Below are 26,418 nucleotides of genomic sequence, written 5' to 3'. Positions count from 1 at the left end.
ATGGATCGGATGCATGACCCCAGCCTTGGCGGAGACACCGCAGATGGGGCTCGCCTATCAGCCCTATATCGGCCAATGGAGTCAGACCCCGGATAACCCCTACGCCAGCGGCCGATTCTATACGCCCTCGTTCAACACCTATGTCGGCGGCATCTCGATTGCCGATCCGGCGCACGCGTTCTTGCGCGCCGAGCAACGGATCGACCTCTATTTCGCCCAAAACGGTCGACTCAGATCCGTCGAGGCCAGCGGCCGGCTCGACTTCGACCCGACGGCCTTAGAGGATGCCTCCGACGCCCAATGGAGCCGCACCCTCTTCCGCTTCTTCGACGGACAGAAACCCGGACCGGCACAAGAGGTCGACAACCAGGCCTCGGTCTTTCGCCAGCTCAGATACCTGGCCGAAGCCGCCCAAGGCGCACCGCTCACGCTGGCAACCTACGGCGCCGGCTTTCAATCCGGCTACTGGCGCGAACTCGACGGCGAAGGCTATGCCACGCTTCCGGTCTGGACCGATAACCGGGTTCGCTTCCATCCTGGCGACGGCGGCCCAACGACGACCAATCGCTCGATCGACGCACTCCATTTCCATTTCCCGCCGACCGCCGCCTATGTGAAACCGGACCCGAGCCGAATCCTGATCCAAACCCAGGGCGAACCGGGGCGCGACCTGAAACTCGATACGGTGCATCTCCGGCTGTTCGCGCCAGCCCGCAAACAGGACCCGGACGCCAGACTCAATCCGGGATTCTTCGCCGGAGACGCCAACGGCCAGATCGCCCTGGCGGCGGCCGAGATCAATGCCCGTGCCGGCAAGCGCCTCCTGACCATCGAGCAAGGCGTCGAGAACGTCGCCGTCTACGGCACCCTGATCAACGACCGCATGCGCTTCGCCATCCTCTCGGCACTCGCCCAGGCCAAGGTCGCGAACGAGCGCTTCCCCGGCACGGTCACCCACCTCATCGTCAGCAACGAATACGCCACCATCGCCGCGAAGACGCCCGGTCAGCCGACCCCGACCGAGCAGGTCACCGAGATGGTACGTTTCGCCAAGGCACAGATGGCACCCGGCGGCGATTTCGCCGGACTCGGACTCAAGGTCGGGGTCCGCAGCAATCAGTTTCGCGCGCTGGATCCGAGGTCGAGCGATCCGGCGATCCAGCAGTTCACGCGTGACGTCAAGGACCTTCTCGCGGACGTGGACTTTCTGATGGAGAACATCTATCCCAGCCCCGAGGCACTGGAGATCGCCGCGAGAACCGGCAACTGGGACATCTTCTTCGCGCCCAAGACCGGTGAACTCGACATCCAGTGGACGCGTCTGACACACACCCTCTCGGAACTCGCCGAAGGCCGTTCCATCGAACTCATGATCGGAGAGATCGGCCAGCCCACCAACGGCATCCCATTCAACCTCTCGGGACAGACAAACCTGAGGACGCCAGCCGCCGGATCGGCCACCGCCCAACTCTCCGCTCATATCGACCGGGACGCGCGACGCCTGACCCATGAGGGTCTCACCATCATGCGCCGCTACTGCAACCCCGAATTGACGACCGCCTTCGTCACGGATGCGTTCGCCTGGTCGCGGAAGAACGGCGTCCAGATCCACCTCTTCGAGGCCTTCGACGAACCCTACAAATTCGGCCAGAATATTCCGCTCCCCGGCCTGAGCGACACCGAATCGCTGCTCAGCTCCCAAGGGAATCAAGGCGCAGAGGGCTTTTACGGACTTTTCGGCTACACAGGCGTCGCCAGTTTCCACACCCAGACGACTCGGACCAGGATTCTCCCCGGCTCCACCTTGCGCGCGCCCCTTGGGAAGGGGCAGAAGTGGGCGGGACAATTCTCAGGGCGCCTCTATTCCAAGCTCCCCGAGTTCGACTTTGCAGAAACGGCCGCCGCGTTCAAACCTGTCATCTCTCACTGATACCATCCGCAACCATGCTGACCTATCCCGACATCGACCCCATTGCGCTCGCCATTGGCCCACTCAAGGTCCATTGGTACGGCCTTATGTATCTCATCGGCTTCGCCACGGCCTGGGGGCTCGGGCGCTGGCGCATCGGCCGCATGGGTGCCCTATGGAACGCGGACAAACTTGACGACCTCGTCTTCTATTGCATTCTGGGCACCATCGCTGGCGGACGCCTGGGCTATATGCTCTTCTACGGCTTCGATCAGATCCTCGCCAACCCGCTCAACATCCTCAAGGTCTGGGAAGGCGGCATGTCGTTCCACGGCGGATTGATCGGCGTCCTGGTGGCCATTTTCCTCTTCGCCCGACGTCAGGGCATGCGCTTCTTCCAGGTCGCAGACTTCCTGGCACCACTGGTCCCGCCCGGGCTGTTCGCCGGGCGCATCGGCAACTTCATCAACGGCGAGCTCTGGGGACACCGCACAGAGATGCCCTGGGGAATGCAACTGCCCTGCGAGCACTTCCCCGGACAATGCCTGGACCAGCCGCCCGGCACCCTGTTGAGCCCGGCCGTGCACGCCTCTCAGCTCTATGAAGCGACGCTGGAAGGGCTGGTGCTGTTCGCAATCCTCTGGAGCTTCTCGCGCAAGCCCCGCCCCATGATGGCGGTCTCGGGACTCTTTCTGACTTGCTACGGCAGCTTCCGCTTTCTGTTGGAATTCGTGCGCACGCCGGACGCCCACATCGGCTATCTCGCCTTCGACTGGCTCACCATGGGGCAGATTCTCTCGACCCCCATGATCCTCAGCGGACTGCTGCTGTTAGGGCTCGCCTACCGCCCGCGCCCCAGCCACAAGACGCAACCGATATGATCATGAGGCGGAATCGGTGAAGATCCGATTTCCGCTCGCCGCCCTGGATCGACACCTCGGATTCCATTGATCTTGCAGACACAAAAAAACCGGCTTAAAGCCGGTTTTTTATTTTTCAGGAAGGGCTACGGCCCCGATTGGGTCACTGCAAGAACCTTCCCGAAAACTGCCGTATCAGGCCATCGTCTTGATGTGCGCATTCAGACGGCTCTTGTGACGAGCGGCCTTATTTGCGTGAATCACACCCTTGCGGGCGGCGCGATCAATCTGAGGCACAGCCTCCTTGAAGGCTTGGATAGCGGCATCCTTGTCTTGCGCCCGGATCGCCTTGACCACCTTCTTGATGAAGGTGCGCAACGCGCTACGCTGCGCCATGTTACGCTGACGACGAACTTCTGCCTGACGCGCGCGCTTACGGGCTTGTGGTGAATTGGCCAAGTGGGTCTCCTGAGAATCCGGCTGCTTGAATCTGCGTGGTAAATTCGAGACCGCCCATTTTTCATGATCCCCCCATAGCTGTCAACCCCTTATCGCACCGAACGCCCCCTCTAACACGGTCCGCACCGCCGTCCGTCGGACCACTCGCTCCGCGACATGGGGCGAGCCCGAAACATCGGTCGCGCGCCAACGAAAGACGCCCAGCGCCAGCGCTTGCCAACCGCCGCGACGGAGCGCGAGAGGCCCTATAATCGCGCCTTTTTCGGAGCCGCCGCGTGGTCTCACTCGCCGCATCGCTCGCCAAGGTCGGCAGCAGCACATTGCTCTCGCGCATCCTGGGATTCAGCCGCGACCTGGTCGTCGCCCGGCTCTTCGGCGCCGATGCCGCGACCGACGCCTTCTTCGTCGCCTTCAAGATCCCCAATTTCATGCGCCGCCTCTTCGCCGAGGGCGCCTTCTCCATCGCCTTCGTCCCCGTGCTCAACGAATACCGCCAACAGCGCGGATTCACCGCACTCAAGAGATTCGTCGACGACATGGCCGGCACGCTCGGCGCCGGACTGGCGCTCATCACCCTGCTCGGCGTCCTGGGCGCGCCCGTGCTGGTGCTGGTGTTCGCCCCTGGATTCGCCACGGACGCCAGCCAGCGCGAGCTGACCGTGGAAATGCTGCGGATAACCTTCCCCTATCTGCTATTCATCTCGCTGACGGCGCTCGCGGGCGGGATCCTCAACACCTACGAACGCTTCGGCGTCCCCGCCCTCACCCCGGTCATCCTCAACATCAGTCTCATCGGCTGCGCTATCTGGCTCGCCCCGCATCTAGAGCAGCCGATCATAGCGCTCGCGCTGGGCGTACTGATCGCCGGCATCGTACAGCTCGCCGTTCAGCTACCCTTCCTGCATCGGATCGGACTGTTGCCACGACCGCGCGTTAACGCCGGCGACCCAGGCGTCAGGCGCGTCATCCGCACGATGGGACCGGCCATTTTCGGGGTCTCGGTCGCCCAGATCAGTCTGCTGCTCGATACTCTGCTGGCCTCGCTGCTGACCACCGGCAGCATCTCCTGGCTCTACTATTCCGACCGTCTGATGGAATTTCCGCTCGGCATCCTCGCCGTCGCACTCGGGACCGTTATCCTGCCGCGTCTATCGCAACGCCACGCCGACAAGGATCCTGCCGACTTCTCGGCGACGCTCGACTGGGCACTGCGGTGGGTGCTGCTGCTGGGGTTGCCGGCGGCCATCGGCCTGTTGGCACTCTCGGGGCCGCTCATGGCCACGCTCTTCCACTCGTCCGAATTCGGTGCCCAAGATGTCGTCATGGCCAGCTACAGCCTCATGGCCTATGCGCCCGGAATCGTCGGCTTCATGGCGATCAAGGTTCTGGCGCCCGGCTACTACGCCCGCCACGACACCCGTGCGCCGGTACGAATCGCCGCCATCGCCCTGGTGGTGGACATCGGGGTTAGCCTGGCCCTCATGTACCCGCTTGGGCATGCCGGACTGGCCATCGGCACCGCCGTCGCTGCCACGGTCAACGCCGGCTTGCTGCTCCATGGGCTCATGCGATCGGGAGTCCTACGGCCAGGATCCGAATGGCCGGCCCTGCTACTCAAGGGATCGCTCGCGAGTCTCGTCATGGGACTCACGCTCATCCTCGGCACGGGCGCGACCGCCGACTGGATCGCGATGGACACCTGGACGCGGATCGCACACCTCTTCACCTGGATCCTCGTCGGCGGCATGCTCTACGCGATCGCCCTGCTGGCGCTCGGAATCCGTCCGTCACATCTGAAGCCCGACTCGGGTTCGAGCGCCTGACGGCGCACTTCAACGACCCTTTTAGGCGGGAGCGACAGAAGACGAATCGCCACGCATCCAGGCCGGCACGATCCGATTGCGTCCCTCGGCCTTGGCGCGATAGAGGGCGCGGTCTGCGGCACCCACGACCTGAGCCGGATCCCCGCCTCGGCCGTCACAGAGCGCCACGCCGATGCTCGCCGTCAGGGGATGCCCAGGGAAACGTTCGAGGAGCAACTGGCCGCGTCGCTCGATCCCCGCCCGGATGCGCTCGGCATAGCTCAAGGCGCCAGGACCGTCGCAATCGACCAGGACGAAGAGAAACTCTTCGCCGCCGTAGCGGCCGATGAAATCGCTCGGACGCGTCATGCCGCGCAGACTGTCCGCCACGATACGCAGAACATCGTCGCCAGCCAGGTGCCCGAAGGTATCGTTGAAGTCCTTGAAGCGATCCACGTCCACCAGACCGACGGCGAAACGCAGACCGGACTCGGCCGACTGGCGAAACACCTGATCCAGGAACCGATCGATGGCCGCGCGGTTGGAAAGCCGAGTCAGCGCATCGATCTCGGCCCTGGCCCGCTCCAGGGCGAAGACGCGACTGCGATCCAGAGCGATTCCCAACTCGCCGGCAACGCGCTGAACCTCCAGCAACAACCCGACCTCAAAAGGCGGGGCTCCGGGGTCGTTGGCCAACCAGAGGACCCCCAAGAGACGGCCGTTATTCAGGACAGGGACGGCGGCGGCCACGGTCGCTCCGAGTGCCGCCAACACGACGTCGTTCTCGACCGACGCACCGATAAGCGTCGGTCGACGCTCGCGAAGACAGCGCACCATATCGCCGGACAATGTGTCGACCGGAAGCTCAAGACGCAGCCGGGCGGAGGCGCCGAACGCGGTTTCGGGCCAGGTATGGGTCGCCACCAAACTGCGCCGCCTGGGCTCGACCTGCATCATCAGCAGAGACCCGATACCGAACTCGTCCCGCAATGCCTCCAGCGTGCTTGGGATGAACTCGTCTGGATCCAGACTGTGATGCGGAAGGGTATAGCTCGCCCTTGGTTCGGATCGTGCCCGACCGCTCTCTGGCGTCGAAGTCCGGCGCAGACTGATGGCGGTGCCGACCATCCTCGCCCGCAGCTGCATTGAGGTCGGGAATTCGAGCCCGTAGAAGCGGCCGATCTCGGTGATCTCCGCATCGGCCGCCTCCAGCAAGGTCGAGAGATCGATCTGATCCAGAGGCACCTGATCCAATACGTCCGAGGCCAGCGGTGGACCGCTCAAGTTATCGATCGAACCGATTCCCTGGGTCCAAGCGATGAAATCGGCCATGGCCACGATCGCCACCTCCCGGGCCGCCTCCTGGCTCGGAGCTTGGGACAGATCGGACGTGTGATGCAGCGCCTGAACGCGGCAGACCATCTCAGGCAGCCCCCAGCGTTCGCACACCAGGGCCCCGACCAGATCGTGCGAGACGCCGAAGAAGGTACGCTCGTCCTCGATCGTCGGATTGCCGCTATTCGCGGACGCAGTGAGGAAGTCGCTATATCGAATGCGTCCCTGGGATTCGAGGATCGCCTTGCCAAGATCGTGCAGCAGACCAGCCGCGTAGAGCGAGTCCGGATCCGGATGACCGAGCCGCTCGCCCAGCCCCCGGCTGAGGATGGCGACCAGCAGACTATGCTGCCAGAAGAAGAGCCGATCGAACGCGCCCTTGCCGCCACGCCTCACCATGCTGTCGAAGAAGAGCACCTGAACGGCCGCCTGACGCACAGCGGAGAGACCCAGGAGCGTGACGGCGCGATGGATCGACTGGATATTGCGCGGAAAACCGTAAAAGGCCGAGTTGACGATCTTCAACACCTTCGCAGCCAGTGCCGGCTCGGTCTCGATCAGGTGCGCGATGGTCGAGACGTCGCCGTCCTCCTCTCGCGTCAGGCGCAACAGCTTGACGGCGGCGGCCGGGGCCGGAGGAAGATCCTCGACATCGTCCCGCAAAGCCGCGCGAACCGCTGCTGCTGTATCTCTCGGATCGTCCAATCCCTGTGGCCCCGTCATGCAATCGAATCGCACTTGATCCGTTGCCTAGAGTGTGATGTTGCGGAGGTGGTCCAGTCGGTGGTCGCCACACGCCCTATCCTGCCCTCTTCGGCGTCGACTAACCGTGAAGCAGCTCAAAGATCATTCAGCCGCGTGCCTAGACGTTATAACCAGCCCGCCCCGGAACGTCGAGTGTGCCGTCGGTCATGCCGACACCCCTCCGAGACACGCTGGATGACTGAAAAATCCCCGGGCCACTGTGCGCGCGCAGTGTTTTAACGGTAAAGGTTTTCACCCGATGACCGAACGCAGGGTCGCCAAAGCGAGTCCAAACGCCAGCGCCAGCAGCGCGCTGAACAGAATGAGCCAGAGCGCCTGGCGCAAATGGCCGGCGTCGAGGTCGGCCGGCCAGTTCGGGTCGCCGATGTAGAGATCGACGACCAGGCGACCGCCGACATGAATGGGACCGATGAGCCGTACCCGCAGTGCGCCAGCGAAGGCGGCCTCGCTCCAGCCGGAGTTAGGACTGGGCAGAACGGCGTGGTAGCGCAATGCGGCGCTCAGCGCGAGACCGGGATGCAGACGCATCAGCGCCGCCGCGAGCGCGATCAAAGGGGCCGACAGTCGGGCTGGCAGCCAGTGCGCCAGATCGTCCGAGCGCGCCCCGGCCCAACCGAAGCGGCCATAGCGCGCGTCTTTGAAGCCCACCATCGAGTCCAGATTGGAGACCGCCTTGACCAGAATGAGGCCGGGCAGCCCGAACAGACAGAGTGTCCACAGCGGGGTCAGCACCGCGTCGGTCAGATTTTCCGACAGGCTCTCGATGGTGGCGCGCACGACCCCGTCGCGCCCGAGCCGATCCGTATCCCGCCCCACCAGCATCGAGACCGCATGCCGCGCGCGCTCCAGATCCGGCAGCGCCTCCAGCACCCGCCAACCATGGACCAGCAGATCGCGCAGACACAGGAGGCTGTAGGCCAGAAACAGATCCCAGCACCAGGCCAACCAGGGATGCACCCAGCCAAGCCCCTCGCGCACTCCCCACCAGACACCCAGCGCGCCGCCGACCACCATCAGCCAATGCAGCACGCCGCCGAACCGGCCGTTCAAACCCAGCCCGAACAGCCCGCGTTCGCAGACCAGACTCCAGGCGCCCAGGAGCCGGATCGGATGGAATCGATAGACGGGATCCCCTAAGATCAGATCCAAGACGAAGGCCGCGAGGATCAGGCCCAGATGTGCGCTCAGATCCATTTATGGGCAAACCCGGTGACCACGGCCAGTGCCGCCAAATCGGCGGGATCCAGGGCATGCCGATGGCGCAACAGGTCGCGAAACTCGGCGAACCGCTCGGGCGCCACCGCGACCGCCGCCGCCAGCAGCGCGGCCTGGTTGAGGATGGACTCACGCGCCACCTCGCGATGCAGCACCCCGGCACGGGTGAGATCCACGATCTCGGCCAGACCATAGGCCGCAGCCGCACTCTGCGGATCGTGGATGATGGCGAGCAGATTGCGCTCGAACAGCAGCGCCGTCTCCGGGTCCAGCTCGGCACGGGCGCGCTCGCACAGGGCCGTCTCGTGACACCCGTGCCGGCCCAGCGCGCTACAGAGCGAGCGGCGCAACTCGGCGCAGACACCGTTCTGGAGCAGCAAACAACGCGTCACGGCATCGTGGGTCGCACGCCCGAGCAATTCGCCCAGCGTATTGTGGCCGCCGGCCCAGTGACGCTCCCAGTCGTCACCGCGCGCCAAAGGCGCGGCGATGGCGATCTGGTCGGTTCCGGTCCCGGTCGCGAGCCCGGACGACTGGATGCTCGGCATGCGCAGATCCAGCACGGCCGTGCTCTTGCCCTCGGTGACCAGCGTCGCAGCTCGCACCAGACAGGCCGGAGTGCAAGGCTGGCTGATGAAGACCAGGGTCACGATGGTGCCAGAACCGCGCGCGTCCGGAGAGACGTCCGAGTCGGGCACGCGCTCCAGGGGCCGACTGCCCTCCGGGTACTCGTGCCAGCCGGCGGGGTCGCCCGCACGTGTCGCGTTGCTCAGTACCCCGGCCGTTGCCGCCACCGTCACGCTCAGATCGGCATACGCGGCGTGCCCGAGCACCGCGCACTGCATATTGGCAGCGGTCGCCATCAGCGCCGTGGTCGCGGGCGGAAGTCCTGCCTCCGAACAGGCCCGGGCGTGAACCGCCTCCCGACTCAGGTCGGTTCCGGGCGGCACTAGATGGCCGACACCCTCGCAACTCTGATGATTGGCGATGTGGGTCAGATCCTCGCGCACACCGCCGTTGACGCGGCAGGTGCTGAGCACGCGATGCGGACGCTTGAGATCAGCGTAGAGATAGCGTCCCTGCCGACGCAGGGCATAGCGGTCGGTGTCTTCGAGCAACATACCTGGCCTCGATCGTGAAGGCGGACTGATCCGAAAGTGGCCGCCATCGACGAGCGGACGGTTTCCAAGGGGCTTGCATCAGGTTACGGCAACAGACAGGCGAGTCGCAATCGACACCCCGGCCCAGGATAGCTTGACTGCAACGCAGCAAAGCATCCAGAAAACAACGCCCAAGTCCCTCACACACAAGGATACCAATCGCCCTGCCAACCACATGAAAACGCTTAAATTAGCGACTTCTAAAGCACGGCTGCGACCCTGGCGACACGGATTTGGGAGGCGTAACATCGCAGGCATCGAACAACCGAATCGAAGACCAATGAAAACCCGCAACTGGATGTTTCTCGTCCTAGGACTCTGTCTACTGACGCCGATGTTCGTGATCGGCTCTTGGATCCTGACCCAGAGCGCGCTCGAATCGACCGCCGGAGAGGAATTCTGCTCTGTCTGTCACACCATGAAGCCATTCGCCGAGGCCTATGCCGCCGACATCCACGGTGGAGCCAACCCCAAGGGTCTGACGGCGGCCTGCGCCGATTGCCATCTGCCCCATACCGGACAGACCGACTATATCGTCGCCAAGGCGAAGACCGGCATCGTCGACGTCTGGGGCGAATTTCTCTCTCTATTCAGAGAGCCGGATTGGACCGCAAATCTGGAGCATCGCGGCACCTTCGTCTACGACTCCGGCTGCCTGACCTGCCACACCCATCTAGCCGAGGCACCCGGCCAACAACCCGCCGCCGCCTTCGGCCACCAGAGCTATTTCGCCAGCGAGGGTCGCATGCAGTGCGTCACCTGCCACATGCACGTCGGCCACACCGATCTTCTCAAACACCTGAGTCCGACCCCGGAGACATCCACGGAGACCACGACCGGCACAGCGGACACCCCATCGGAGTAGTTGCATGATCCATCCACGCCTCACCGCCGTGCTGATTGGCTCGGCCCTCATCAGCGCGGGCGCATTCGCCCAGGACGGGAACGTCCAGAGGGGCGCCGGGCTCTACGCCGCCAAGACCTGCAACCTCTGCCATACCCTGGCCGGTGAGTCCGGCCCCATGGCCGAGATGGGCGGCTCGCTCGACAACCTCGGCAGCAAACGCGACGCCGCCTGGATCCGGGCCTATCTGAAGGATCCGACAGGCACCCTGCCCGGCGCGACGATGCCCAAAGTCGAGCTGACCGAGCAGGAGATCGCCGACCTCACCGCCTTCATGCTGGCGCATTGAGCATCCCGTCGGATCAAGGGATCCGCAAGGTCTGCCCGCGCTGCGGTCGGACCTTCCTCTGTCACGCAGCGCAGATCGCCCGCTGCGACTGCATGAAGCTCCCGCTCACGCCCGCCACAACCGCTAGCATCCAAGATCGATACGACGACTGCCTCTGCGCGGCCTGCCTGCAAGATCTGAGCGCCGACACCCCGACCGCTCAATCCGATGCCGAACCAGAAACCGTATCGGGCACGACCCGGAAATAGGTCGGATCACCCGGATCCGTCCGAATCCGCACCGGCTCCGCGCCCGACTTCTCGAACCCCGCGATGAAGCGATAAGGCCCCATGGGCTGCTCGGCGCCCTCCAGCCGGTAGCGCCCGGGCGTGAGCGCATAGAGGGTCATGACCCAGCGCGCTCCATCGAATGCCACACCATAGCCGCCGAAGGGGCGAGCCAACGGCTCGCCGATGAAGATCCCCTGCCCCGGCATGCGCACACTCTTCCAATAGGCCTCGATCAGAGTGGCACCGTTTAGATAATGGCCGATCAGCTCGACCGGATCCGGGAACTTGCTGGTGAAATTGCATGGTTCGACGACCGTTCCATAACTCCCGGTCGCCCCGGCGCGCAGCCACTCCAGCGCGCTCATCTGATGGCTGTCGGTCAACTTCCCTCCGGTCGAGGTCAGATGATCGGCGATCGCCCCCGGCAGAAAGCGATTGGCGCGGATCTCGCGGACCTGTTTCGCACCGGTGAGATAGAACAGGACATCCTGGCGACCCGAAATGCTGTCCGCGTCGATCCGCCGCAGCCTCACCGCCGAGCCGAAAAGCGATCGCGCTCGATCGAAGCTCGCCGCCCGCACGCTACGCGCCGCATCGCTGGTCTTCACCAGGTAACCCGTGCCAGCCGGACGGGTGCCATCGGCGGCGACACCACGGTCGATCAGCGCCTTGACCTCGGTGAAATTAGTGCCCGCGAGCGCCATCGTCGGTCGCCATCCCAGATCGTCGAACGGACGCGCACTGTCCGAGCCATAGTAGGGACTCGGCTTGGTCAGGCGACAGCTCTTGGCGCAAAACGCCGCGTCATAACCCGCCGCGAAGGCCGTCGTGATGGACATGCAACCGACCCGATAGGGCGCCGCCCAGGTCAACGCATAGGCCTGAACCGTCGCCGGAGTCGCCCGCTCCACCTCGGCCCGCAGGGCCGCGAACTCATCCACCGGCATGACACTCCGGCCCGGATCGAACGCCACATGAACCAGATTCGCCGCAGGAATAGCGCGACGCCCCACGTAGTAATCGGCGATTCTCCGACTCAAGGGATCCCGATCGTTCACGACGACCGCCAACTCAGCCGAACCGAGAGACTGGGTCGGCAGCATGAGCTCCGGTCGAGGAAAGGCGGGTGCGTCGGCGAGCGCCAGAATCGGCAACACCCAAAGCATGAGCCCAGCCAGCATCAAGTTCGCCGGACGAGAAACAGGCAAGCGCCACGCGCCTGCTTTCAAGAAACGAAACACCAGTCGGTCGACCTCATACTGGGTTGCATCGAAGCTCAAAGGCATCGAATAGATGCCTGATTTTCGTCGGTGCACATGCATGCGCACCGACATCAACCCACCATATGCCTGAAACGCCTGAGGTGCTCAAGATATCGGGACGCGATTTCCGCGACGGTCGAGAACCTGTCGATTTCTTCACAGTCACCGCATTGAAGCAGGCGTAGCATTCTGCTACGTTTTCCTCAATCCTCTTCATTTGGTGCCTCGACCATGCCCAAATCAGCTTCACCGATTCGCCTACAACGCGAACTCATGCAGGCCGCCGCCGTGACGGGCGAGCGCTTTCATCGCAGCACGGCAGAGCAGATCGAATATTGGGCCGGCATCGGGCGCCAGGTCTCGCACCTGCTGCACCCGGACGCGCTGCTGTCGATCACGGCCGGATTGGCGCGCGTCCGCGTGGAGCCCGTCACCACGGCACCATTGGACCCAGATGAGGTGTTCGACTCACTGGAGCAAACACGCACACAAGGCACCCTCGGCGCAGCCGTGACATCCAGCCAGATCCGCTACCAAACCTCCCGAGCGCATCCGGGTTATCTGGAACGCATCGGCGCGGGCGGACAAATCGACGTCGGCCAGTTCGAGGGAGGGCGATTCGTCGTGGCGACCGAGCTCGAATCGTGAACGACGGCAGGCAGCTGTGGCTCCTCACCGGAGGCAACGGCGCCGGCAAAAGCACCTTCTATCGCCTACACCTGGCCCCGCTCGGGCTGCCCTTCATCAACGCCGACCTGATCGCCCGAGACCTCTATCCCGACGCCCCCGAGGCCCGCAGTTACGACGCCGCCTGGGTCGCAACCGAACTGCGCCAACGGCTCCTGAAAGAAGGACGGAGCTTCTGCTTCGAAACCGTCTTCTCGCACCCGTCGAAGATCGATTTCATTGCCCAAGCCAAGACACTCGGCTACCGGATCGTGCTGGTCTTCATCCATCTCGAAACCATCGCGCTCAACCAGGCCCGCGTCGCCCAGCGCATCAGCGAAGGCGGCCATTCGGTGCCGGCCGATAAGGTATCGGCCCGGATCCCACGCCTACTCGACCACGTGAAGACCGCGCTCCCGCTCTGCGATCACGTCCGCATTCTGGATAACTCCAGCGCCGACGATCCCTTCCGTCAAATCGCGGTGATCCGCGCCGGCCAAGCCGAGATCCTGACAGACAGTGCCCTGCCCGACTGGGCCGATTGGTTGTTGGGAGATCAATTTACTGCGTCGTAGAGATTGTCGAGATGCGAGACTAACCCTGCCCCCGTAACCTCGTCATAGGCCACATCGTCATGTTTGCCGCCTTCATGACTCTGTGACACGGATTGCTGATGCTCTACGTTTGCGTTAACAGGCCCCAGTTGACATTTATCGTCGGAATCTGACGAACTTCGTCAATTAGAACCAATGGAAACGTGATCCCTAAGGCGCAGAGCGCCTTAGGGCGTTTGTTTTTAGATCTTGTAATCCATAACCTTATGGCATTGCGCAAGCTACCAGGCTTAGGTTGGCACAACCACTGCTTAAAATTTGGCAGGAGACCAGCAAAAGGCGGCTAAAGACAGGGGGCCGCATTGGACTCCATGCCAAGCCGATATCATCACTTAAACTGGGATTGAATTATGAAAAAGCATCAAGCAGGCTTCACACTAATCGAACTCATGATCGTCGTGGCGATCATTGGTATTTTGGCGGCGATTGCAGTTCCTGCGTATCAGGATTACCTCATCCGCGCCCGCGTGACTGAGGGTCTGTCGATCGGCTCCGCAGCAAAAGCGACGATTGCCGAAAATGCCTATGCAGGCGCATCGACGGCTAGTGTGGGATGGAACGCTCCAGGCACGACCGAGAATATTTCGGCTGTATCAGTCGATGGCTCTAACGGTGTAATCACCATTGCCACATCCGCGAAGGCTGGTGCCGTTACCCTAACTCTGAGTCCAACACCGGTATTTGTAGCAAACACGCCCAATCTAACCGCAACCCAGATGACATGGACGTGTAAGGTTTCTGACAACGCAAAAGCAAAGTATGTCCCCTCGAACTGCCGCTAATATCGGCCTGATTGACCAGATTGAAACCAGATGCGAACTATGCGCGCTTGAGCGATAGAAAGTTCTGGATATTCAATCAGAAAAATTTTTGTTTGCACCCACAAACGCCTCACTAATTGAGGCGTTTGCGGTTTAGTTCTAAGATTGCGGGCAATCCAACTTATGCACCCTGACCGCCGGCTTCCCGCACTAATCATCGCGGCCATCACCCTGACCGCTCTGACATATTGGCCCGCCATCGACGCGCAATATGTCTGGGATGACTGGCAATTATTTGCCAACAATCCAGCACTTCGCGTGCCAAAATTGTTTTGGCAAGCTCTATTTGAGCCGATTCTGCCAGGAACAGCCTATATTCGCCCCGTTACTCTGGCTTCTTTTGCCTTGGAGTTTTGGCTTTCCGGAGTCAACTCGGCCATATCCCATGCTGTTAATATCAGCCTACATCTTGCCAATTCACTGCTTGTTGGGTTGATTGCCATCCGTTTAACAGCGAACAGAGAATTCAAAGCAAGGGCGTGGCGAGTTTTACTTGCGACCCTCGTTTACTCTCTACATCCGGCGCTGATCGAGCCAGTGACTTGGATCTCCGGTCGCTTTGATTTATTGGTTACTTTCTTTGTATTGCTAGCCGTCTGGGGGTACCTTGCGATTGATGGCTGGCGCCGAGATTTATGGGTAACCATCTGCTTCTTATTCGCGGCCCTCAGCAAAGAGATGGCAGCAACATTACCCGCATTACTGCTATTACTCTACTTAGGGCAACAAGGATCCCTTACGCCTTGGCGCACATTGATTATTTCTTTTTTCCGCTCACGCGAATGGCGGCTTTATTCTCTCTTAGCCGCGACAGCCGCACTGATACTGATGCTGCGCTATGCACTCCTTGGTCAAATCACTAGCCGCGATCAAGGCGTCAACGCAGGATTTGAAGACATCTGGCACCACATCGGATTTGTAGGCCAAACACTGCTTTTTTACGCAAAAATGAGTCTCTGGCCCTTCACTGACATCAACCCACAACACCCATTCAATGCCATCAACATGAGCCACAGCGCGCACTTGATCGGCATTTCGCTTGCTATTATCGGCATTCTCACATTCGGGTTCCTGATTAGGAGTCGACGCTGGCCAGCCATTCTTCTTGCTTGCTGGGGTATATCATTACTTCCCGTCATCAATATTCTTCCGCTACCCATCGGCGGCAGTATCGGCCATGAACGCTTCCTGACAATGCCGCTTGCATTTCTGGCCTTAAGTGCTGCAACGCTACATTTTAAGTTCATTGAGTTATCTCCTTCCATGCATCGAAGCCTGCCCATCTTCGCAGGCGTATTGAGTTTACTGGTAATTATCGCCGCTATCGCTAACATAAGAATTACTATTCCGCTATGGAATAACGAACTAAGCCTCTGGGCCTGGGCCGACTCCAGAAACCCGAGTGTTCCAGCCATTCAAAATAACTATGCGGCGTCAGCTTTGCGTTTTAATGATATCTCAAGAGCAGAACTCATCTTAGAAAAGCTAGATGCGTTTTACGCAATTAACCACAACAGAACACTAGAACGACAGTACGCAATCACAAAATTATTAAAAGGCGAATACTACCTAAAAAAAAATCAACCGGAGAAAGCACTAGCTTCGTTCCGCGACGCTTTGGAGATGAGCCCAGCGCCACCCCATCAATTTATCCAATCCATGGGAATTTCCGAGCTAGACATTGAGAGCATCGACGGTTTTGATGCCGCTTTCTTCTATCGCTCGATCTATACTGATTTTGCTACCGCAAATTTAATGCTAGGAAAATTTACCGAGGCTTTTTCTGACGCTCGTACAGTATTGATGTATGCCCCGACTTATCCTAACGGATGGCTACTAAAAGCCCTCTCGCTATACGGCCTTGATCGATGGAAAGAAGCTGAAGCTTCTTTTGCACAAGCTAGCGATTACTTCATTCCCGATGGGAAGCTGGATGCGCAGTCAAGACGCACTCAAGTCTTGAGCCAGATCTGCACTTTACCCATGTCGCCAAAAGATGTTTGTGCCCACTGGGAAACCGAACTCGAACGCGCAAAACCATAGCAAGCAGAAAGACCGCACATGAAAGCCGTCATCCTGGCCGGCGGACTCGGCACCCGGATCAGCGAGGAAACCCAGCTCAAGCCGAAACCCATGGTTGAGATCGGTGGCCGGCCGATCCTCTGGCACGTCATGAAGATCTATGCCGCGCACGGGATCAACGACTTCGTCATCTGTCTCGGCTACCGCGGCTATGTCATCAAGGAATATTTCGCGAATTATTTCCTGCACATGTCGGACGTGACCTTCGACATGGCCAACAACCGCATGGAAGTCCACGAACGCCACGCCGAACCCTGGCGCGTGACCCTGGTCGACACCGGAGAGGCGACGCAAACCGGGGGGCGTCTGGCACGCGTGCGCCGCTACGTCGAACACGACGAGGACTTCTGCTTCACCTACGGGGACGGCGTCGGCGACATCGATATCGGCGCGAGCATCGCCTACCATCGCTCGCAACGGGTTCTGGCCACCGTGACCGCAGTCTCCCCGCCGGGGCGCTTCGGTGCCATCGAACTCGCCGCCGACCGTGTCGTGTCCTTCAAGGAAAAACCGCATGGCGATGGCGGTCTGATCAATGGGGGCTTTTTCGTGCTCAAACCGGCGGTGCTCGACCTGATCGACGGCGACGCCTGCGCCTTTGAATCGGACCCGATCGAAGCCCTCGCCAACGACGGCCAGCTTGCCGCCTGGCACCATCGCGGCTTCTGGCAACCCATGGATACGCTGCGAGAAAAGAACCTGCTCGAAGACCTCTGGGCGACTGGTCACGCGCCCTGGAAGATCTGGCCATGACCCCGTCGTTCTGGTCCGGTCGGCGCGTCTTCATCACCGGGCACACCGGTTTCAAGGGCGGCTGGCTGTCGCTGTGGCTGCAATCGCTGGGGGCCGATCTGGCCGGATATGCCCTGGCGCCCCCCACCCGTCCGAGTCTGTTCGAACTCGCGGCCATCGGCGAGCACATGACCTCGAACATCGCCGATATCCGCGACCGCGACCGGCTCGCCGTAGCGCTCGCCGCGCACCGCCCGGAGGTGGTTTTCCATCTCGCGGCGCAGCCGCTGGTGCGGGCCTCCTACGCGGATCCGGTCGGCACCTTCGCCACCAATGTCATGGGCACCGTGCATCTGCTGGAGGCGGTACGCCACACGGCCAGCGTCCGCGCCGTGGTCAACGTCACCAGCGACAAGTGCTACGACAACCGCGAATGGCTGTGGGGCTACCGCGAAGACGAACCTATGGGCGGTCATGACCCCTACAGCAGCAGCAAAGGGTGCGCCGAACTCATCACGCGCGCCTGGCGCGATTCCTATTTCAATGCGTCGGATCCTGGACACAGCGTCGCTCTTGCCAGCGCTCGCGCGGGCAACGTCATCGGCGGCGGCGACTGGGCCGAGGATCGGCTGATTCCCGACCTTCTGCGCGCCATCGCGGCGGGCCGACCGGCCATCATCCGCAACCCGCAGGCCGTTCGTCCCTGGCAGCATGTCTTGGAACCGCTATCCGGCTATCTACGGCTGGCCGAACGGCTGTTGACCGAGGGCGCGGTCTTTGCGGAAGCCTGGAATTTCGGACCTGACGACGCCGACAGCCGTCCCGTGCAGTGGCTGGCCGACCGTCTGACCGCCGCCTGGGGCGAGGGTGCGCATTGGTGCGTCGACGATTCGCGCCAGCCCCACGAGGCTCACGCACTCCGGTTGGATTGCGCCAAGGCCAGACACCGCCTAGGCTGGACGTCCCGCTGGCCGCTGACCGAGACCATAGACCGCATCGTTGCCTGGCAGCGAGCGCTGGACGCGGGGGCTGACATGCGCGCCTGGTCGCTGGCGGAAATCGCCGCCTATGAAAACCAAGCGGTCGGCCCAGCCGCTTTTCTTGATAGGGTCGACGACCTGACCATCGATAGGGAGGATGCATTCGGATGTCCATCACGTCACACACCCTAACGGTCGGTGAAAACGGTACCGTCGTCCTGCGCGTGGCACGGCCGGTGGGCACACGGATCCGTGTGGTGGTGATCGAGGAGCAAGACACCCAAGCCGGAGACGCGCGGCCCGGAGACTCGGCGGTGGCGTTGGAGGAAGCCATCGTACTCACCCGTTTGCAGGCAACCAGCGGCTTTGCCCGACAAGTCTTGGCCGATCCCGCCGAGGATGTGTGGAATGACCTTTAGCATTCGAGCCGGTGGCATCTATAAGCTGCCGTTTCCGTTCACCGATCGATCGGCCCGGCAGGCGAGGCCGGCGCTGGCACTGAACGCACCGGATGCGAACGGTGATGTGCGCTTTCTGTTCATTACCACGACATCGGCGAACGATCCAGAGCAGGGATATGTCCTAGAGACGGCGGATTACCTCGGACCGCCGCTCCCCTTTCCCAGCGTCTTGCGCTTGGACACGCCGTTCCTGCTGCACGAGAGCCTGGTGCTGAAGCCATTGGCAACATTGAACGATGGGGCGTTGGCAAAGGTGTACCGTCGCTTGATGACGGGGGAGATCCCCCACTTTGCCATGTTGAAGCAAGCCCTCGGTCCGTTCGAACCGGGTGCAACGCCGGTGCCACCCGCCGGCAAGGTAATCGGCGCCCCCGAGATGCAGAACATGGTCGAGGCCGCCCTCGACGGCTGGCTAACCACCGGGCGTTTCAACGCCGCCTTCGAGTCGCGTCTCGCCGACGTTCTCGGCGTGCGCCATGTGCTGACGACGAATTCGGGTTCATCGGCCAATCTGCTCGCCTTCAGCGCGCTCACCTCGCCGACACTTGGCGATCGTGCCCTGCGGCCAGGCGACGAGGTCATTACGGTTGCCGCCGGCTTTCCGACCACTGTGAACCCGATCCTGCAGAATGGCTGCGTGCCAGTCTTCGTCGATATCGAGATCCCGACCTACAACATCGATATCACCAAGATCGAAGCCGCGCTGGGGCCGCGCACCCGCGCCATCATGCTCGCACACACACTCGGCAACCCCTTCGCCCTGGACACGATCACCCGCATCGCCCGAGAGCATGATCTGTGGCTGATCGAGGATTGCTGCGACGCGCTCGGCTCGACCTATCAAGACAAGCTGGTCGGCACCTTCGGCGACATCGGCACCCTGAGCTTCTACCCCGCTCACCACATCACCATGGGCGAGGGCGGCGCGGTCTTCACCAACAGTGGACGGTTGCGCAAGATCCTCGAATCCCTGCGTGACTGGGGACGTGACTGTTATTGCGCGCCCGGTTGCGACAACACCTGCGGCAAACGCTTCGACTGGCAGCGCGGCGCGCTGCCGCCAGGCTACGACCACAAGTACACCTATTCGCACCTGGGCTATAACCTCAAGATCACCGACATGCAGGCCGCCTGCGGGCTGGCGCAGCTCGATCGGTTGCCGGATTTCATCGCGGCGCGCAAAAACAACTTCGCCTACCTGAGCGAACGCCTGGCACCGCTCGCCGAATGGCTCGAACTACCGCAGGCAACGCCGGACAGCGCCCCCTCCTGGTTCGGCTATCCGATCACGCTCAAACCCGAAGCGAATATCGCGCGGGTCGATCTCATCAAATACCTGGACGCGCACAAGATCGGCACTCGCCTGCTGTTCGGCGGCAATCTGATCCGTCAGCCATCGATGGCTGGACGCGAGTACCGCATTGCCGGTTCGCTCGAAGGCACCGATCGGGTGATGAACGATGCCTTCTGGATTGGTTTGTGGCCGGGACTGACGCGGGAGATGCTCGATTACACCGTCGACAGACTCGGCGAGTTCTTCGCCGTAGGTGAATAAGCGATGTCACTCAATCCACTCGCCGCAGATCTCGACGACATCGTTTCCCGTGCCGAGCCTTGGCTGCGGCGACTCGCTGGCGAGCGGCTTTTCATCACGGGCGGCACCGGCTTCTTCGGTCGCTGGCTACTCGAAGCGCTGACCTGGGCCGATGACCGGCTGGATCTGCGTCTGCGTATCACGGTGCTGAGCCGGGATCCCGAGACATTTACCCGTCGAGCCAGCGTGTTGGCAACACATCACTCGCTCGATTGGTGGCGCGGTGACGTGCGGGATTTCACTCCGCCTCCCGGCAGCTTTCCGTTCGTGATCCATACCGCGACCGCCGCGAGCGAACAACTCAACCGCACGCAACCACTGTTGATGTTCGACACCATCACCAGCGGTACGCGCCGCGTACTGGAATTCGCCGATCACGCAGGCTGCACCGCCATGCTGCTGACGAGTTCGGGCGCTGTCTATGGCCCCCAGCCGGCACACATCGAGCGCCTGGACGAAAGCCACCCAGGCGCTCCCGATCCAAATTCTCCGGCATCCGCTTACGGCGAAGGCAAGCGCGCGGCTGAGTTCCTGTGCGCCGCATCCGGTCTGCCGGTAAAGATCGCGCGCGGCTTCGCCTTCGTTGGCCCCTTCCTGCCCTTCGACGCGCATTTTGCCGTGGGCAATTTCATGCGCGACCTGCTGCACGGCAGACCTATAGACATCCAGGGCGACGGCACGCCCTACCGTTCCTATCTGTACGCGGCCGATCTGGTGGTGTGGCTGCTCGCGGTGCTGCTCGACGGCCAGCCGAATCGCCCCTACAACGTCGGATCCGATGTGGCGGTGAGCATTGCCGATCTCGCCCATGCGGTTGCGACTGCCGGCGGCGATGACCGCGTGCGGATTCAGGGTACGCCATCGGGACAACCGCCGACGCGCTATGTGCCATCGATCACACGCGCTCGCGATGAGCTGGGCCTGGAGGTATGGACACCGCTCGATCAGGCGCTACAGCGCACCTTGCGTTGGGCGCGCGCGCAGGATCCGTCTTTTGAGCGCACCCCCAACATTCACGCAATCCAGGCGGACGCCTCATGAATGTTTCTCAACAGATTGCCGACTGGTTGGTTGCTCAGGGAATCGAGCAGGTGTTCTGCGTCACCGGCGGGGGGGCGATGTTTCTGAATCATGCGCTCGGCACTCATCCCCGACTGCGCTGCACCTACATGCACCACGAGCAAGCCTGTGCGATGGCGGCCGAGGGTTACGCGCGTGTCGCCGGCAAACCCGCCGTGGTCAATGTCACCACCGGTCCCGGCGGTATCAATGCGCTCAACGGCGTGTTCGGTGCCTATACCGATTCGGTGCCGATGCTGGTGCTGTCCGGACAGGTCAAACGTGAAACCTGCCTGGATTTCGTTCCGGTCCCCGGCTTGCGTCAGCTCGGCGATCAGGAAGGCCCGGTCATCCACATGGCGAAGCCAGTCACGAAATACGCGGAGGTAGCCCGCCGGCCCGAAGACCTGATCACCCTGCTCCCCGCCGCGCTCGCGGCGGCGACGGTCGGTCGCCCCGGCCCGGCCTGGGTTGAGGTTCCGCTCGATATCCAGTCCGCGACCGTTGCACTAGAGATACCGTCCGTCCCGTCACCGGTTGCGCTGGCATCCCCGACCCTGATCGGCGATTGCGAACAGGTCATCGCGCGCCTGCGCGCCGCACAACGGCCGCTGATTCTGGCCGGAAGCGGCGTGCGCATCGCTGGCGCAACGGCCAGTTTGCTCACACTCGCCGAAGCGACCGGGATTCCGATCGCCACCGCCTGGACCCACGACCTCATCGCCAGCGATCACCCGCTGTTTGCCGGGCGTCCCGGCACGATCGGCACGCGAGCGGGGAATTTCTGTCTGCAAGCCTGTGATTGTCTGCTGGTGATCGGCTCTCGCCTCAACATCCGTCAGGTCAGCTATAACTGGTCCACGTTCGCCCAGAATGCCGACATCATCCAGATCGATATCGATCCGGCCGAACTCGACAAACCGTTCGTTCGACCCTCGCTGAAAATCGTTGCCAACGCCGCCCGTTTCATTGACACCCTGGCCGCCGAAATCGAACTCGCCGCCCTGCCCGACTACAGCGATTGGGCGCGCTGGTGTCATGCCTTGCAGGACCGTTATCCGGTCTTGCAACCGCATCACAGACTCGCGCCCCGCCTGAATCCTTATGCCATCGTCGATCATGTCTTCGGCCAACTGCGCGATGACGACATCGTCGTCTGCGGCAATGCCTCAGCCTGCATCCTGCCATTCCAGGTTGGCCGACTGCACGCCGGGCAACGCCTGTTCAGCAACTCGGGTTCGGCCTCGATGGGCTACGACCTGCCGGCAGCGATCGGTGCCGCGATGGGCGCTGACACCAAACGCGTGATCTGCCTGGCCGGCGACGGCAGCCTCCAGATGAACGTGCAGGAATTGCAGACACTGAAGACGCTGGGCGCGCGGGTGCTGGTGATCTTGATCGCCAACGACGGCTATCTGTCGATCCGCCAGACGCATGAGAATTTCTTCGGCGGCATCGTTGGCGCCACGCCGGCCTCGGGCGTTGAGTTCCCGGACTACACGGCCCTCGCGCGCGCTTACGGACTCCAGGCCGCCCGTATCTCCGGCCCCGAAGATCTGCCTGAACTGGATGAAATGTTAACGCTCGACGGTCCCGCGCTGATCCATATTGATGTCGATCCCGAGCAGCCCTTTGAGCCCCGCATCAAATCGCGCATGCTGGAAGACGGCACATTCGCCACGCCTGAACTCGACGATATGTTTCCGTTTCTTCCAAGCGAGGAGCTTGCAGCCGTGCGGGCGGAAGCGGTGGCGCAATGTGCGAAGCCACGCCGCTCTGTCCCTGGAAGCGAGGAGGTTTGAATGATGTTCGATTTTTTCGAGATCGGTTCAAAGATCAACGCGACAATCGACGAGGCGAGGCATGACGGGGTTACGCTCTTCGGTGCGGGTCATTTCGCGCGTGCGGTGTTTTCCGCTCTGCAGGATCTCGGCATTCCGGTGCGTGCGTTCGTGGTGTCTGGCCAATCGGCTGGCATGATCGACAATGTCCCGGTTGTATCCCTGGAGGATCTGGATAGAAATCTCTGTGCATTGCCGATGTGGCTGGCGGTGTTCAATCGTAGCGCGGCATCGGATCTCAGTCTGCTGGCGGCCGCTTGCCATGCTCGGGGCATCGACCGCCTGCGACTGCCTCAGGATTATTTCGAGGTGATCGAGCAACAAATGGGCTGGCGCTATTGGCTGACTGATCGCAGACACTACGCCGACAAGCGCCCGCAGATCGAACGCGCCTTGCAGATGCTCGGTGACGACCAAAGCCGACAACAGTTTATGGATACGCTGCGTTTTCGGCTTGGTGCATCGCCAGAAAGGGCGCCTCAGCCATCGGGCACCTGCCAGTATTATCCGGATGAGGTCATTGCCCGTTTCGCATCGGCTGGCCGGTCGGTCGTCTACGTCGATGGCGGTGCCTACGATGGCGACACCCTGATGCAGGCCGCTGAACGACTCCAACTGGCCGGCGCCTACGTCTTCGAACCCGATCCGGCAAACTTTTCCAAACTTGCCCGGAAAACCAGGACTTTCGGTTTTCCGGTAACCGGCTTTCCTTGCGGGTTATCGAACGCCACAGAATGGCTTGCTTTCTCATGCGAAAATGGTGAGGCCAGCGCGATCATGTCCAGCGGCGAAAGCCGCATCCAGTGCGTGACACTGGATGACTGTCTCATGAATCAGCGCATCGACTACATCAAGCTCGACATCGAAGGCCACGAACTCGCCGCCCTCGAAGGTGCACAAGGCATCATCGCCAGGGACCGGCCAGTCTTGGCGATTGCCGCCTATCACCGCTGGGACGACATCTGGAAAATCCCTGAGTTTCTGCAACGCATTGAGCCCCGGTATCAACTGACATATCGGATTCATGAATCCAATACCTTTGACAGTGTGCTTTATGCCGTTTGCTGAAAAACGAGTCTCTCTGCAAACACAAAAACAGGATGTCGTCCTGGCGACATCCACTCGACCCTGTCCAGCATGTCATTCACATGAGTGCCACTACCTGCATAAGATGCATTTCGTTCTGCCGGAAACGTCACCTTTGCCTGCGCACTATGATGTAGCGGTATGCCGGAGATGTGGAAGCGGGTTCGCCGACTCAGAGGCGCGGGCAGCTGACTACGATGATCATTACCGATCATTTTCAAAATACGAAGATCCAAGCGTTGCCACTGGCGGCGGTGATGAGCCGATGGATCGTCAACGTCTTGAAATATTAGCCGCATTTCTATCGCGCCATGCGCCACCAGGCGCGCGTATCGCGGACATTGGCTGCGGCAATGGTGGATTGCTTAAAGAATTAAGGAAAAATGGTTTCGAGGATCTGACGGGATTTGACCCATCACGAGTCTGCGTGGAGCAAATTCGTGCTACTGGAATGAATGCGTACACTATTGTGCTGCCGGCAGAACATCTTTGGTGGAGCGATCACAACGAACCATCTTTCGACCTGATCATTCTCAGCCATGTACTTGAACACGTATTCGACGCGCAGGCCGTGCTGAAATCGGTGCTCGCCTTGCTCGCTCCTGGCGGCAAAATCTATATCGAATTACCGGATCCCACAGAATACGATCTACAGAATTTTCCGCCTCTTTACTTCTTCGACCCCGAGCACATCAATCATTTTGGACGGGGATCGCTAACATATTTCGCTCATGCGCTGGGACTGTCGATTGTTGAAATGGGACAGAAAAAAATTTGTCTCCAGAACGGGGTCGACTATCCCGCAATTTTCGGCCTTTTTGAAACAGGCATGACCGCTTTTGAACCGGGTGAGTCGCTGTATTCTTCACTCGCAAAATACGTTGAGGAAAGCATCGAAGGCGTCACACAACTGCGTACCCACCTGCTTGCGCTTATGGGCGATAAAACGCCATTTGTGTTGTGGGGTGCCGGATCTCTCGCGCAGCGGCTCATTACTGAACCTTGGTTCCCTCTGCATTCTCTTCTGGCTGTCGTTGATCGTGACAGTAAAAAACAAGGATTGCGCTTCGCGGGTAAACTCATCCTTAGTCCGGAGATTGGGCTGCAGAATCTGCCGGATAATACACTGGTTATTTGCGCTGCTGCGGTCACCGCCGATCAAATTAAAGAGGACTACATTGCATTAGGCTTCGCGCACCCATTTCATTCGATTACCGAGGGCGAGCATTGATGTCTGACGAATCTGAATCCCCAGTGCTCATCAGCATTATCACCCCCTGCTTCAACGAAGAGGATAATGTCGCCGAACTTGCAGCAAGAATAGGAGCGGCGCTGGCACAATTTACGAAATATGACTATGAACATATCTTTATCGACAATGCATCGACTGATCACACAGTTGAAAAAATCAAGCTAATTGCCCGCAACAACCCAAGAATCAAGCTGATCGTCAACACCAGAAATTTCGGACACATCCGCTCGCCGGTTCATGCAATCATGCAGGCAAGGGGGGCTGCGGTCATTGCGATGGCATCCGACCTCCAGGACCCACCCGAATTGATTGGTAAATTCTTAGAGCGATGGGAATCCGGCTATAAAATAGCTGTTGGTGTCAAGCCGCAGTCGAGAGAGACTTTCTTGATGGCTCTCGTGCGCCGCACCTATTACCGAACTATCGGGCGCATTTCAGATGTCAAGTTGATTCCTGATTTCACTGGCTTCGGGCTATACGATCGCTCAGTGATCGAGGAAATCAGAAAGATTGACGACCCTTATCCGTATTTTCGCGGCCTCATTTCCGAGCTTGGTTTCGAATACGCGACCATCCCGTTCGAACAGCCAAGACGCCTGCGCGGCATCACCAAAAATAATTTCTACACCCTTTATGACCTAGCAATGCTCGGCATCACCAGCCATTCCAAGGTACCGGTTCGCTTGGCAACAATGGCGGGGTTTGTGCTGGCCCTGCTCAGCCTGGGCGTATCGATTATGTATTTGGTGCTTAAGCTTTTTTTCTGGGATTACTTCACGGTCGGAACGGCGCCGATCCTGATCAGCGTCTTTTTCTTTGCCTCCGTGCAATTGTTTTTTATCGGCATCATCGGTGAGTATGTCGCTTCAATTCATACGCACGTCATGAGGCGCCCTTTAGTGGTTGAGAAAGAGCGCGTTAATTTCGACATGGACTCAACAACCACCAGCTAAAGCTGGTGGGTTGAAGCTACGGACTGAAAGTCCGGATACGGGTCGATA

At 60.8% G+C, this 26,418-nt stretch carries 24 protein-coding genes; 19 read left to right on the top strand and 5 right to left on the bottom strand.

All coding sequences use genetic code 11. The annotated features are described in order from the left end of the window. The first annotated feature begins 13 nt into the window (after positions 1-13). Positions 14-1,930, top strand: a complete 1,917-nt coding sequence (locus ACFSJC_RS13705; RefSeq protein WP_386027521.1) for a glycoside hydrolase family 17 protein — start codon at positions 14-16, stop codon at positions 1,928-1,930. A 14-nt stretch (positions 1,931-1,944) separates the two neighbouring features. After that, positions 1,945-2,790: a prolipoprotein diacylglyceryl transferase gene (lgt, locus tag ACFSJC_RS13700; RefSeq protein ID WP_386027520.1), complete on the top strand. Its 846-nt coding sequence runs from the start codon at positions 1,945-1,947 to the stop codon at positions 2,788-2,790. Between the two features lie 174 nt (positions 2,791-2,964). Here lgt and rpsT read toward each other — a convergent pair whose 3' ends face one another. Then, entirely contained in the window at positions 2,965-3,228 is a 264-nt protein-coding gene (rpsT, locus tag ACFSJC_RS13695) for a 30S ribosomal protein S20 (RefSeq protein WP_007041363.1), read from the bottom strand. A 275-nt stretch (positions 3,229-3,503) separates the two neighbouring features. Here rpsT and murJ point away from each other — a divergent pair, with 275 nt between their 5' ends. Further along, positions 3,504-5,051: a murein biosynthesis integral membrane protein MurJ gene (gene murJ, locus ACFSJC_RS13690; RefSeq protein ID WP_386027518.1), complete on the top strand. Its 1,548-nt coding sequence runs from the start codon at positions 3,504-3,506 to the stop codon at positions 5,049-5,051. A gap of 21 nt (positions 5,052-5,072) precedes the next feature. On the opposite strand, the gene ACFSJC_RS13685 is transcribed toward murJ, so the two are convergent. From ACFSJC_RS13685 to ACFSJC_RS13675, 3 genes are all read right to left on the bottom strand, one after another. Beyond that, complete coding sequence (locus ACFSJC_RS13685; RefSeq protein WP_386027517.1) at positions 5,073-7,088, bottom strand: sensor domain-containing diguanylate cyclase; 2,016 nt, start codon at positions 7,086-7,088, stop codon at positions 5,073-5,075. 273 nt (positions 7,089-7,361) lie between these two features. Continuing rightward, positions 7,362-8,324 carry an adenosylcobinamide-phosphate synthase CbiB gene (gene cbiB / locus ACFSJC_RS13680; RefSeq protein ID WP_386027516.1) on the bottom strand — a complete coding sequence of 321 codons (963 nt, stop codon included), beginning with the start codon at positions 8,322-8,324 and terminating at the stop codon, positions 7,362-7,364. Next, a complete protein-coding gene (locus tag ACFSJC_RS13675; RefSeq protein WP_386027514.1) occupies positions 8,315-9,466 on the bottom strand; it encodes an adenosylcobinamide amidohydrolase in 1,152 nt (383 codons plus the stop codon). Before ACFSJC_RS13675 ends, cbiB begins: the two co-directional genes overlap by 10 nt. A gap of 319 nt (positions 9,467-9,785) precedes the next feature. On the opposite strand from ACFSJC_RS13675, the gene ACFSJC_RS13670 reads away from it, so the two are divergent. Genes ACFSJC_RS13670 through ACFSJC_RS13660 form a run of 3 tightly spaced genes read left to right on the top strand, consistent with a single transcriptional unit; the run spans position 9,786 to position 10,946 of the window. After that, positions 9,786-10,370, top strand: coding sequence for a cytochrome c3 family protein (locus tag ACFSJC_RS13670; protein WP_386027513.1), 585 nt, complete (start codon positions 9,786-9,788; stop codon positions 10,368-10,370). A 4-nt stretch (positions 10,371-10,374) separates the two neighbouring features. Continuing rightward, entirely contained in the window at positions 10,375-10,698 is a 324-nt protein-coding gene (locus ACFSJC_RS13665; protein WP_386027511.1) for a c-type cytochrome, read from the top strand. Further along, positions 10,695-10,946, top strand: a complete 252-nt coding sequence (locus tag ACFSJC_RS13660) for a cysteine-rich CWC family protein (protein WP_386027509.1) — start codon at positions 10,695-10,697, stop codon at positions 10,944-10,946. The genes ACFSJC_RS13665 and ACFSJC_RS13660 overlap by 4 nt, the downstream gene beginning before the upstream one ends. On the opposite strand, the gene ACFSJC_RS13655 is transcribed toward ACFSJC_RS13660, so the two are convergent. Further along, positions 10,898-12,148, bottom strand: coding sequence for a TIGR03790 family protein (locus tag ACFSJC_RS13655; RefSeq protein ID WP_386027508.1), 1,251 nt, complete (start codon positions 12,146-12,148; stop codon positions 10,898-10,900). The two genes, ACFSJC_RS13660 and ACFSJC_RS13655, sit on opposite strands and share 49 nt — an antisense overlap. Before the next feature lie 312 nt (positions 12,149-12,460). On the opposite strand from ACFSJC_RS13655, the gene ACFSJC_RS13650 reads away from it, so the two are divergent. The 13 genes from ACFSJC_RS13650 (at position 12,461) to ACFSJC_RS13590 (ending at position 26,370) form a co-directional block, all read left to right on the top strand. Then, entirely contained in the window at positions 12,461-12,877 is a 417-nt protein-coding gene (locus tag ACFSJC_RS13650; RefSeq protein ID WP_386027506.1) for a TA system antitoxin ParD family protein, read from the top strand. Then, the gene (locus ACFSJC_RS13645) at positions 12,874-13,470 is read left to right on the top strand and encodes a zeta toxin family protein (protein WP_386027504.1); all 597 of its coding nucleotides are present in this window, start codon (positions 12,874-12,876) and stop codon (positions 13,468-13,470) included. The genes ACFSJC_RS13650 and ACFSJC_RS13645 overlap by 4 nt, the downstream gene beginning before the upstream one ends. Before the next feature lie 389 nt (positions 13,471-13,859). Beyond that, complete coding sequence (locus ACFSJC_RS13640; RefSeq protein WP_386027502.1) at positions 13,860-14,291, top strand: pilin; 432 nt, start codon at positions 13,860-13,862, stop codon at positions 14,289-14,291. 162 nt (positions 14,292-14,453) lie between these two features. Next, positions 14,454-16,373 carry a tetratricopeptide repeat protein gene (locus tag ACFSJC_RS13635; RefSeq protein WP_386027500.1) on the top strand — a complete coding sequence of 640 codons (1,920 nt, stop codon included), beginning with the start codon at positions 14,454-14,456 and terminating at the stop codon, positions 16,371-16,373. 18 nt (positions 16,374-16,391) lie between these two features. Further along, positions 16,392-17,165, top strand: coding sequence for a glucose-1-phosphate cytidylyltransferase (gene rfbF, locus ACFSJC_RS13630; RefSeq protein WP_386027498.1), 774 nt, complete (start codon positions 16,392-16,394; stop codon positions 17,163-17,165). After that, a complete protein-coding gene (rfbG, locus tag ACFSJC_RS13625) occupies positions 17,162-18,316 on the top strand; it encodes a CDP-glucose 4,6-dehydratase (RefSeq protein ID WP_386027496.1) in 1,155 nt (384 codons plus the stop codon). The genes rfbF and rfbG overlap by 4 nt, the downstream gene beginning before the upstream one ends. After that, positions 18,292-18,543: a hypothetical protein gene (locus ACFSJC_RS13620; RefSeq protein ID WP_386027495.1), complete on the top strand. Its 252-nt coding sequence runs from the start codon at positions 18,292-18,294 to the stop codon at positions 18,541-18,543. The genes rfbG and ACFSJC_RS13620 overlap by 25 nt, the downstream gene beginning before the upstream one ends. Then, positions 18,533-20,140, top strand: a complete 1,608-nt coding sequence (gene rfbH, locus ACFSJC_RS13615; protein ID WP_386027493.1) for a lipopolysaccharide biosynthesis protein RfbH — start codon at positions 18,533-18,535, stop codon at positions 20,138-20,140. Before ACFSJC_RS13620 ends, rfbH begins: the two co-directional genes overlap by 11 nt. A 3-nt stretch (positions 20,141-20,143) precedes the next feature. Continuing rightward, positions 20,144-21,220: an NAD-dependent epimerase/dehydratase family protein gene (locus ACFSJC_RS13610; protein WP_386027491.1), complete on the top strand. Its 1,077-nt coding sequence runs from the start codon at positions 20,144-20,146 to the stop codon at positions 21,218-21,220. Positions 21,221-21,270: 50 nt separating this feature from the next. Further along, positions 21,271-23,040 (top strand): thiamine pyrophosphate-binding protein, encoded by a 1,770-nt coding sequence (locus tag ACFSJC_RS13605; RefSeq protein WP_386027489.1) that lies wholly within the window; start codon positions 21,271-21,273, stop codon positions 23,038-23,040. Beyond that, positions 23,041-24,147 (top strand): FkbM family methyltransferase, encoded by a 1,107-nt coding sequence (locus ACFSJC_RS13600; RefSeq protein WP_386027487.1) that lies wholly within the window; start codon positions 23,041-23,043, stop codon positions 24,145-24,147. After that, positions 24,104-25,396 carry a methyltransferase domain-containing protein gene (locus tag ACFSJC_RS13595; RefSeq protein ID WP_386027485.1) on the top strand — a complete coding sequence of 431 codons (1,293 nt, stop codon included), beginning with the start codon at positions 24,104-24,106 and terminating at the stop codon, positions 25,394-25,396. Before ACFSJC_RS13600 ends, ACFSJC_RS13595 begins: the two co-directional genes overlap by 44 nt. Next, positions 25,396-26,370 carry a glycosyltransferase family 2 protein gene (locus ACFSJC_RS13590; protein WP_386027483.1) on the top strand — a complete coding sequence of 325 codons (975 nt, stop codon included), beginning with the start codon at positions 25,396-25,398 and terminating at the stop codon, positions 26,368-26,370. The genes ACFSJC_RS13595 and ACFSJC_RS13590 overlap by 1 nt, the downstream gene beginning before the upstream one ends. The last annotated feature ends 48 nt before the right edge of the window (positions 26,371-26,418 follow it).

Origin of the sequence: Thiorhodococcus fuscus (assembly GCF_042682685.1) — a bacterium.
Lineage (GTDB): Bacteria > Pseudomonadota > Gammaproteobacteria > Chromatiales > Chromatiaceae > Imhoffiella > Imhoffiella fuscus.
This window is presented reverse-complemented; position numbering and strand designations above follow the sequence as displayed.

Bases quoted from the DNA above. Each gene is read 5' to 3' on its own strand.
- ACFSJC_RS13665 (WP_386027511.1), top strand. From the start codon at position 10,375: ATGATCCATCCACGCCTCACCGCCGTGCTGATTGGCTCGGCCCTCATC.
- ACFSJC_RS13620 (WP_386027495.1), top strand. From the start codon at position 18,292: ATGTCCATCACGTCACACACCCTAACGGTCGGTGAAAACGGTACCGTC.
- cbiB (WP_386027516.1), bottom strand. From the start codon at position 8,324: ATGGATCTGAGCGCACATCTGGGCCTGATCCTCGCGGCCTTCGTCTTG.
- ACFSJC_RS13675 (WP_386027514.1), bottom strand. From the start codon at position 9,466: ATGTTGCTCGAAGACACCGACCGCTATGCCCTGCGTCGGCAGGGACGC.
- ACFSJC_RS13600 (WP_386027487.1), top strand. From the start codon at position 23,041: ATGATGTTCGATTTTTTCGAGATCGGTTCAAAGATCAACGCGACAATC.
- rfbH (WP_386027493.1), top strand. From the start codon at position 18,533: ATGACCTTTAGCATTCGAGCCGGTGGCATCTATAAGCTGCCGTTTCCG.
- rfbF (WP_386027498.1), top strand. From the start codon at position 16,392: ATGAAAGCCGTCATCCTGGCCGGCGGACTCGGCACCCGGATCAGCGAG.
- ACFSJC_RS13595 (WP_386027485.1), top strand. From the start codon at position 24,104: ATGAATCCAATACCTTTGACAGTGTGCTTTATGCCGTTTGCTGAAAAA.
- ACFSJC_RS13640 (WP_386027502.1), top strand. From the start codon at position 13,860: ATGAAAAAGCATCAAGCAGGCTTCACACTAATCGAACTCATGATCGTC.
- ACFSJC_RS13590 (WP_386027483.1), top strand. From the start codon at position 25,396: ATGTCTGACGAATCTGAATCCCCAGTGCTCATCAGCATTATCACCCCC.
- ACFSJC_RS13655 (WP_386027508.1), bottom strand. From the start codon at position 12,148: ATGCTGGCTGGGCTCATGCTTTGGGTGTTGCCGATTCTGGCGCTCGCC.
- ACFSJC_RS13685 (WP_386027517.1), bottom strand. From the start codon at position 7,088: ATGACGGGGCCACAGGGATTGGACGATCCGAGAGATACAGCAGCAGCG.
- rfbG (WP_386027496.1), top strand. From the start codon at position 17,162: ATGACCCCGTCGTTCTGGTCCGGTCGGCGCGTCTTCATCACCGGGCAC.
- ACFSJC_RS13705 (WP_386027521.1), top strand. From the start codon at position 14: ATGACCCCAGCCTTGGCGGAGACACCGCAGATGGGGCTCGCCTATCAG.
- ACFSJC_RS13635 (WP_386027500.1), top strand. From the start codon at position 14,454: ATGCACCCTGACCGCCGGCTTCCCGCACTAATCATCGCGGCCATCACC.
- ACFSJC_RS13670 (WP_386027513.1), top strand. From the start codon at position 9,786: ATGAAAACCCGCAACTGGATGTTTCTCGTCCTAGGACTCTGTCTACTG.
- ACFSJC_RS13650 (WP_386027506.1), top strand. From the start codon at position 12,461: ATGCCCAAATCAGCTTCACCGATTCGCCTACAACGCGAACTCATGCAG.
- ACFSJC_RS13610 (WP_386027491.1), top strand. From the start codon at position 20,144: ATGTCACTCAATCCACTCGCCGCAGATCTCGACGACATCGTTTCCCGT.
- lgt (WP_386027520.1), top strand. From the start codon at position 1,945: ATGCTGACCTATCCCGACATCGACCCCATTGCGCTCGCCATTGGCCCA.